Source organism: Ruminococcus sp. AF31-8BH, from assembly GCF_003460605.1.
In the GTDB taxonomy this organism is placed as follows: domain Bacteria; phylum Bacillota; class Clostridia; order Lachnospirales; family Lachnospiraceae; genus Blautia_A; species Blautia_A acetigignens.
The window spans coordinates 1-6,928 of record NZ_QTVN01000032.1; the positions used below are offsets into that span (position 1 = coordinate 1).

General features: G+C 44.8%; 10 protein-coding genes. 1 reads left to right on the top strand and 9 read right to left on the bottom strand.

Features of this window, described 5'->3' with window-relative positions; translation table 11 throughout:
- Positions 1-359 precede the first annotated feature (359 nt).
- The 8 genes from DWZ38_RS21465 to DWZ38_RS21495 form a co-directional block, all read right to left on the bottom strand.
- The gene (locus DWZ38_RS21465; RefSeq protein WP_117855340.1) at positions 360-782 is read right to left on the bottom strand and encodes a sigma factor-like helix-turn-helix DNA-binding protein; all 423 of its coding nucleotides are present in this window, start codon (positions 780-782) and stop codon (positions 360-362) included.
- A 534-nt stretch (positions 783-1,316) separates the two neighbouring features.
- On the bottom strand, positions 1,317-1,574 hold the full coding sequence (locus DWZ38_RS21470) for a sugar ABC transporter permease (protein ID WP_071441246.1): 258 nt from the start codon (positions 1,572-1,574) through the stop codon (positions 1,317-1,319).
- A gap of 48 nt (positions 1,575-1,622) precedes the next feature.
- Positions 1,623-1,757: a hypothetical protein gene (locus DWZ38_RS23220; protein WP_256186109.1), complete on the bottom strand. Its 135-nt coding sequence runs from the start codon at positions 1,755-1,757 to the stop codon at positions 1,623-1,625.
- Positions 1,758-2,148: 391 nt separating this feature from the next.
- Positions 2,149-2,808: a VanZ family protein gene (locus tag DWZ38_RS21475; protein WP_242981487.1), complete on the bottom strand. Its 660-nt coding sequence runs from the start codon at positions 2,806-2,808 to the stop codon at positions 2,149-2,151.
- Between the two features lie 44 nt (positions 2,809-2,852).
- The gene (locus DWZ38_RS21480) at positions 2,853-3,032 is read right to left on the bottom strand and encodes a cysteine-rich KTR domain-containing protein (protein ID WP_074021989.1); all 180 of its coding nucleotides are present in this window, start codon (positions 3,030-3,032) and stop codon (positions 2,853-2,855) included.
- A 128-nt stretch (positions 3,033-3,160) separates the two neighbouring features.
- Positions 3,161-3,811, bottom strand: coding sequence for an ABC-2 transporter permease (locus DWZ38_RS21485; protein WP_015542934.1), 651 nt, complete (start codon positions 3,809-3,811; stop codon positions 3,161-3,163).
- The gene (locus DWZ38_RS21490) at positions 3,804-4,664 is read right to left on the bottom strand and encodes an ABC transporter ATP-binding protein (RefSeq protein ID WP_109258364.1); all 861 of its coding nucleotides are present in this window, start codon (positions 4,662-4,664) and stop codon (positions 3,804-3,806) included. Before DWZ38_RS21490 ends, DWZ38_RS21485 begins: the two co-directional genes overlap by 8 nt.
- On the bottom strand, positions 4,657-5,040 hold the full coding sequence (locus tag DWZ38_RS21495; RefSeq protein WP_002578893.1) for a GntR family transcriptional regulator: 384 nt from the start codon (positions 5,038-5,040) through the stop codon (positions 4,657-4,659). The genes DWZ38_RS21490 and DWZ38_RS21495 overlap by 8 nt, the downstream gene beginning before the upstream one ends.
- 199 nt (positions 5,041-5,239) lie before the next feature.
- Between DWZ38_RS21495 and DWZ38_RS21500 the strand changes: the two genes are divergently transcribed.
- Positions 5,240-5,605 carry a helix-turn-helix transcriptional regulator gene (locus DWZ38_RS21500; RefSeq protein WP_004064252.1) on the top strand — a complete coding sequence of 122 codons (366 nt, stop codon included), beginning with the start codon at positions 5,240-5,242 and terminating at the stop codon, positions 5,603-5,605.
- Positions 5,606-5,774: 169 nt separating this feature from the next.
- Here DWZ38_RS21500 and DWZ38_RS21505 read toward each other — a convergent pair.
- A partial coding sequence (locus DWZ38_RS21505; RefSeq protein WP_243000492.1) for a relaxase/mobilization nuclease domain-containing protein occupies positions 5,775-6,928 on the bottom strand: 1,154 nt, incomplete at its 5' end.

Sequence of the window (6,928 nt, forward strand, 5' to 3'; positions counted from 1 at the left end):
CTCCCCATTCTGATGGCAAGGCGTTCTCATTGCCTGCGACGGCTCACGGCTTGCAAGGCCGCTTCAACGCTCGGACTGTGACTAAACGCAAGTATCCGGGTTCTGCGCCTGTTCCGGTGGAGCCAGCCTTGCCCCACCTATGGCATGGACCTGTTCGCTCGCTCAGTTTTACAAAGACTGTATTCTCTGAAATCCGAGGTCATGGCGGGTCTGTCACACAGCGCGTTCCCCTTCGTATCCGGGTGTCTTTTTATTCAATTTTCAATCTGCATGAGGCTTGTCTGAACCTCGGGCCATTGTGACCCGAAGTGTTTTGCCTCTCATAAGCCATTTCATTTTCCGGCCTAAATCGGTACGCCTTACAAAGAATTTTTCAAAATTTTTTCTAAGCGCCGCAGACCTCGCTCGATTGCGACACGAACCACTTTTTCATGGACGCCCTCTGCCCGGGCAATGTCCTGTTTGGTCATGCCGAGAATGAAATGAGCATAAATCCGTTTTGCCTGTTTGTCCGGCAAACTGGAAATCGCTGCGTGAAGCTCCTGCATGGTCACTTTCCGCTCATACAGTTCATGGGGCGATAAGGCGACAAAGACAGCTTCGTGCTCCAGCCCGTCGTCCCGATCAAGGGAATAGTAGGCTTTGTGGCGGTATGTACGCAGCCGATAAGCAGCCTCTTTACGCTCAAACTCTTTGAACATTTCTGCAACTTCTTCCGATACTTCCATGAAGCAATCCGATATATAGAATGGGTAATAGTCCCGCAAATTGATAATAGCCATATTGACCTCCGTTTCGGTTGTTGGTTGACGAGTGACCGAAACGAAGGCGGCGGGGAGCGGCACCGGGGAATGACTTCGGGCCAACATGACCCGAAGCTAACGCATAAGAACGCAAAAGCGCCCGGGCGGCATGAAGCCACACGGACGCATGAAATGACATAATAATTAAGGTTCCAACAAATTTCGCATACATAGCCGGAATAACCCGGAGGCGGAGCTATGCTTTTTTTAACTGATGTAGGTCATGGGTGCTATGAAAAAAGGCAAAAATAGACACGGCGGCAATCCTCCTATATGCCGCCGTGGATTTACACGGTGTTAGGTCGTCGTTGGTTTAGGATAGACGAAAAGAAACGGCGGCTCTGATTTTCTCAAAACCGCCGTATCAGTCGATGATACAGAAAAGCGCACGAAATCCTCTGCCCGTCAGCGGTTTTTTTCTTTTCCCCGCTGTGGAGGCAGATGTTTGAATATGCAGGTATGTTTCATGCCGCAAAGGCCACAAAACATACCATGTTAGTCATTCAATTTGAATTAGAGTTCAATTCTTGCTTTCGATGGCTTATCTTCACAATAGATAACTTTAATCGTTGTTCCCTTGTCAGGGACTTTGTTTCCTGCGCCAATCCATTTTCGGCAGATGTAATCTTTGCCGTCTATCGTATATTTGACCTTGATAGTATGCGGAAAGGCTGCGCCATCCATCGCATGAACGCGGGCAGGTTTACGATTCACTTTTAACCACCATTGTTTTATAACTGAAATTACAGTTCCCATTGTTTCTTTTTCCATAAGTTATACCTCCAATGATATTTTTGATTGATGATACCTATTTTCTATTCAGCCTTTTCTTTGTTTGTAGTAAAAGCGGAACGCTGCTGCGCCGGTGGCCGCCAACTGTACCAGAATCAGCACAGCAAACAGACCGAAGCTCTCATAGTAGAACAGTTCATCCCAAAAATATAGTCTGTTCAAATGATGCCATTTATTGTATTCTAAATTTGTAGGTAAGCTGAACGGGTAACTTACCAAGGGATAGCGGCAACAGATGTCTATCTAACCATACTACCATTGAGATCGAAAAGTATGAATTGAAGAGTACAATAATAGGGTTGATTGAGGATCAACTTTTATTTTTTGTACCTTCATGTTAGAAGCCGTTGTGGACTATTACCTAAAAATAATAGATATAACACAAAGAGAATTATTCAATCTGTCCAAGCATAACAGGAAGGAAAAGATTGAAATTCCATAGGTAGTGGCTTCGTTGACGCGACTAAGTTCAATACGGAAAAATCGGTCTGCAGGTGTGTCAAACAGAAGACACTATTTTTTTATATCTGAGACCGATTGTTTCCGATACAATTTATGGAACATTCAGCACATCATGGACAAACCAAGTCTGAGCCGTGACCATAATGGCAAATGTGCAAATAGCAAAGAGAAGTACTTCAGCCACAGCATTGACACGGCTGGATTGAAGTTGCTTTTTCAGATTGGCAGGCAAGATTCTTGACAGCAGACAATAAACTAAAAATCCAATACAGGCTCCAGCGGTATTTGTCATCAAGTCATTGATGTCGGAAGAACCCCAGCCAAACATCTGGACAATTTCAACAGCCAAAGAAAACAGAAAGCCAGTCAATGCAACCGTCTTCATGTGATGATATTTCTTGTACAGCAGCGGCAGGAAAAATCCCAACGGGACAAACAGAATAATATTCAGAATGGTATCAATTGGCCCAGTTATCATACCGATAAATGGAGTCCAAGAAATGTTCGGGCGAAAGGTCATTGTGCTTGTAAAGCCGATACCTGTGACGGTCAAAAGTCCGAATAAATAATAACCAAAAACAAACACTGCAGCGGTATGGAGAAAACTTTGTGTTCTCCCCAATTTTTTGAGCCACAAGAAATACAGTACGAAGACTGGAACCATAAACACATACCCACTAATTGAGCGGATGAGAATATCAGAAATTGGTATCATTATTATCTCCTTGTCAAATTCAAATTTATTGCCCATTCCAGCATTGAGCATTTTCTCATAAAGCAAACAGAATACTGTCATTAGTAACGACGGTATTCCCATAATGCTAATCGTAAGTCTAATTGTTCAATGTCGATTAGACATTCACTTTTACATTTTGGACAAAAGAGAGGAAAATTTTTAAGTACGGTATCTTCCCGAATTTTGTCGCGTGTTTTATTCCCGCAGACTGGGCAGCGGATGAACTCTGTTTTCTCCATATTGTTCACTCCGAATTGCGATCATTCTTTTTCTTATCCCGATATTTCCGTATGAGTTTATTACGGATAGGAACGCCAACACCAATCAAAAGCACAACTGCCAAAATTGTGAAATCCATACAATCACCTCACATTTCCTTATTCTTCATAACCCGAATGGACAAGAAGATTGAAACCGCATACATCACGACAATAGCAAAAACCGCAAGGAAAACGAGAAGTATCGGAGAAGATTCAACGACTGAAATAATTGAGTTCCCGATAGCTGGCATTTTAGAGAGAAGAAGTAAAGTCACCAAAAAACCGGCCACTGGAATATACATAAATACCCGTCCTTTGATTGAGCCGTACTTGTAATATCCCGGAATCTGGAACACGGTATAGAGTGCAAATAAGAATACTCCTGCAATAGCGGCAGTTACAATATCAAATACGCCAACTGTTTCACCCAGTACTTTCAAGACAAGCGGCTGTGCAATCAAAGAAATAATCAAGGAAAGAAGCCCCATTGCAAGGACAAAAACATAGCGTCCGATCACAAGCTCGCTTTTACGAACAGGTAAAATACCAAACAGACGATCCATGCTGTTTTTTTCTGTGATGGAAAAGGTATATCCCGTCGTCATGGCAATAAAGCACATAGCAAATGATACCCCTGTCAGCAAAGAACGATTGATTGCGGCAAACACAATCGGCAGAAGCAGGGTAAAGCAAATCGTCTTAAAATATGGTTTTACCAATGCAATATCTAATTTTGTGGATTTCAAAATATTACTCATAATCGTCACCTTTCTTGCTTGTAAACACTACAATTTCATCAATAGTGGCAGGCTCAACAGTCAGGTTGGAGAAATCGTTAATATCTTCGGTTTTCATCAGAGCCTCAAATCCCGTAGGGAATGTACGAATACCAGCCGCCTTATTTTTCAGATCATCGGACAGTTCCTCAATTCCACCTTTTACAATGCGGAACATATCTACAAAATCATCTTTGCTGCCAGTAAAGAACAACTCGCCATAACTGATGTAGGTAATATAATCGGCTGCACGCTCCAAATCGCCTGTGATATGGGTGGAGAACAAAACACTATGTTCGCCATCTTCAATATACTCTGAAAGAATTTTCAAAAGTTCATCTCTGGAAACCGGATCAAGTCCACTGGTCGGCTCGTCAAGGATCAGCAGTTTGGCGTCGTATGAAAACGCACAGGCAAGCATTAACTTCATCTGCATACCTTTGGAAAGTTCTTTTACCTTTTTGGTTGGTGCAATGTGAAATTTCCGTAACATATCCGCAAATTTCTGGCTGTCCCAATTTGGATAAAATACCGAAATGGATTTTTCAACCTGCGACACTTTCCAATCATCACTGAAATAATTTGTATCGAAAACAACGCCCAGCTCTGATTTTACTTTTTGTTCTTCTGCGATATTATCCAGCCCCATCACTTTGACTGTGCCGCCGGTGCGCTTGAGCATATTCAAAATCAGTTTGATTGTCGTTGTTTTGCCAGAACCATTCGGGCCGATCAAGCCCATAATATACCCCTTTGGCAAAGTAAAGCTGATATTGTGAAGTTGAAAAGAATCAAAAGATTTTGAAAGATTCGTTACCTCTAAATAATTAGTCATCTGTTTTTACCTCCGTTAAAATGTCCAAAAGGCGATGTAATTCCTCTGTGGATAGATTTGCCATTCTTGCAGCTTTTATTGCTTCGGTGAGATTGTTTTCTACTTTGCAAATAAGCTGCTCCTTAATCAGTTCTGAACCAGACCCCATTACGAAACATCCGCGCCCCTGCACATTTTTAACAAAGCCCTCTTGCTCTAATTCTGTGTATGCCTTTGTCACTGTTAAGACGCTGATCTTTAGGTCTTTGGCAAGTGTTCTAAGGGAGGGCAAAGTTTCTTCGGCTTGAAGCTCGCCAGATAAAATAGCCGCCTTGATCTGCTGTTTAATCTGCTCGTATATGGGGACGCCAGATACATTTGAAATAATCAGTTTCATTTCTGCATCCTCCGTGTGTTTTAACTGTTATGCTATTGTGTATAACAGTATAACACAGAGAAAAAATAATGTCAATGAATGAATGGATGTTTGTGTTTTCAAGGTTCAAGAAAACATAGCGGAAATGAAATACCACCTTACATCATATTTCATTACATTTTCATAATCCAACCCGAAATGTACAATGATATAGGGTGATATGAGAATGAACCAAGATGAAAGAAGGTTTGACTTTCACGGCCTCGGGGCGGCTCTCAAAAGAGCCAGAGAAGAAAAGGGCTGGACACAAGCCTATGTTGCGGAATTAGTAGACCGTGACTCCCGTACCATTATGAATATTGAGAACAAAGGTCAGTATCCCAGTTTCGACCTTTTTGTTAAACTCATTACCATGTTTGACGTTTCAGTTGACCAATTTATTCATGCGGACGGAGGGGCAAGGTCAAGCTCTTGCAGAAAGCACATTGATGTACTTCTAAACTCCATGAATGAAAAAGAGCTTGTCGTGATAGAAGCCACAGCCGAGGGCATTAAGAAAGCCAGAGAAACGGAGGTTCCAGAATAAGGGCCTCTGTTTTTTTGCGCCATTTTAGGGGCTGTCGCTAAGTGGCAAGCAATGCCTCTGTGGCCACAAGTGGCACAAAGGCGGCTTGTTGGGGCTCGCCCCAAACCCGTATCTTCGGGCCAACATGGCCCGAAGTGTCAGCGTCGCTTTGCTCCTTATTTTCATAACCTTAACGCTCCTTTTCCTGCTTTCTTCCCGGCTCGGTGTAGCCCATCAGAGTGTCAATGTTCGCCTTGATCGTGACGATCTCCTGCATATCCCGTCGTGCCTTCTGGTATTCTCCATAGAGCTGTTTTTTCTTTGCTGTGAGCTTGCGGCCTTCCTCCTTCAGCACATCCATTTTAGGGAACTTCGCCCCGCCCAGCAGAGAGCGCATTTCCGCTTGTGCAGCCCGGTACAGTTCAAGGTCGGCCTCATGCTCCGCAAGGAATTTCCGGCTGTACTTCGTCGCCTTATACTGCTCAAAGACTGGGCGGGTTTTGGCATACTGAACCGTTGCGGCCTTTAGCCCGGCATTGGTTTTCATGGCCTGCTCCGTCTGCTTGACCTGTTCGGAAATAACATGGAAACGGTCTGCCGCCTCGGTGGCTTTCTTCGCCAACTGCTCATAATCGGTCAGGTTATTGTCCTGTATATAGGCAAGAGCGGCGGCCATCTGCTTAATGTTAAATACCTTCGCCCAGCGTTCATATCCCGGCCCCTTACCGGCAGCCAGCTTTGCTTGAATATCCACCGCCAGACTGATTTTCCGCTCCGAGCGCCCGGGGCGTTTTTCTTTGCCCTCAATGGCGGACAGAACATCTTGCAAGTCGTAGCCGTCCCCCAGCGTGGAGGCACGCAGACGGGTGAAGCGTTCCTGTCCCTGCCCGGTCAGCCGGAAGCTGATACCGCCGCCCCGAACCGTCTTGACCTCATACCCGGCCCGCTTCATCAAATTGAGAAATTCGTCCAAATCAGCGGGGCGTTCCGCCAACGCAGTATCAATGGCAAGGCGCAGCCTGTCCTGATAGGAAAGCGGCCCTTTCCGGTCTTTCTGCCACTCTCCATAGTTCCGATACTTGCCCTTGCTCCGGGGCTTCGGGTTCTCCACGATGGATAGCCCGTTTTCAAGGCACAGCCTGTCAGAGAGCCGCCGAAGGGCGAAGCTGGAGCCCCAAAAATTTCGGAATTTCCGGGTGCAGTCAAGGGTGGTGGAGTTGTAATAAATGTGACAATGGATGTGCTGCTTATCGGTGTGCGTGGTAACGATAAAAGCGTGCCGCCCCTTTGTCCAGCGCATAGCCAGCTCATAGCCGATACGGTTCGCCTCCTTCGGGGTGATCT

Excerpts from the sequence above, each read along its gene's own strand:
- DWZ38_RS21495 (WP_002578893.1), bottom strand. The coding sequence starts at position 5,040 with ATGAAACTGATTATTTCAAATGTATCTGGCGTCCCCATATACGAGCAG.
- DWZ38_RS21485 (WP_015542934.1), bottom strand. The coding sequence starts at position 3,811 with ATGAGTAATATTTTGAAATCCACAAAATTAGATATTGCATTGGTAAAA.
- DWZ38_RS21475 (WP_242981487.1), bottom strand. The coding sequence starts at position 2,808 with ATGGGCAATAAATTTGAATTTGACAAGGAGATAATAATGATACCAATT.
- DWZ38_RS21500 (WP_004064252.1), top strand. The coding sequence starts at position 5,240 with ATGAGAATGAACCAAGATGAAAGAAGGTTTGACTTTCACGGCCTCGGG.
- DWZ38_RS21490 (WP_109258364.1), bottom strand. The coding sequence starts at position 4,664 with ATGACTAATTATTTAGAGGTAACGAATCTTTCAAAATCTTTTGATTCT.
- DWZ38_RS21470 (WP_071441246.1), bottom strand. The coding sequence starts at position 1,574 with ATGGAAAAAGAAACAATGGGAACTGTAATTTCAGTTATAAAACAATGG.
- DWZ38_RS21480 (WP_074021989.1), bottom strand. The coding sequence starts at position 3,032 with ATGGAGAAAACAGAGTTCATCCGCTGCCCAGTCTGCGGGAATAAAACA.
- DWZ38_RS21465 (WP_117855340.1), bottom strand. The coding sequence starts at position 782 with ATGGCTATTATCAATTTGCGGGACTATTACCCATTCTATATATCGGAT.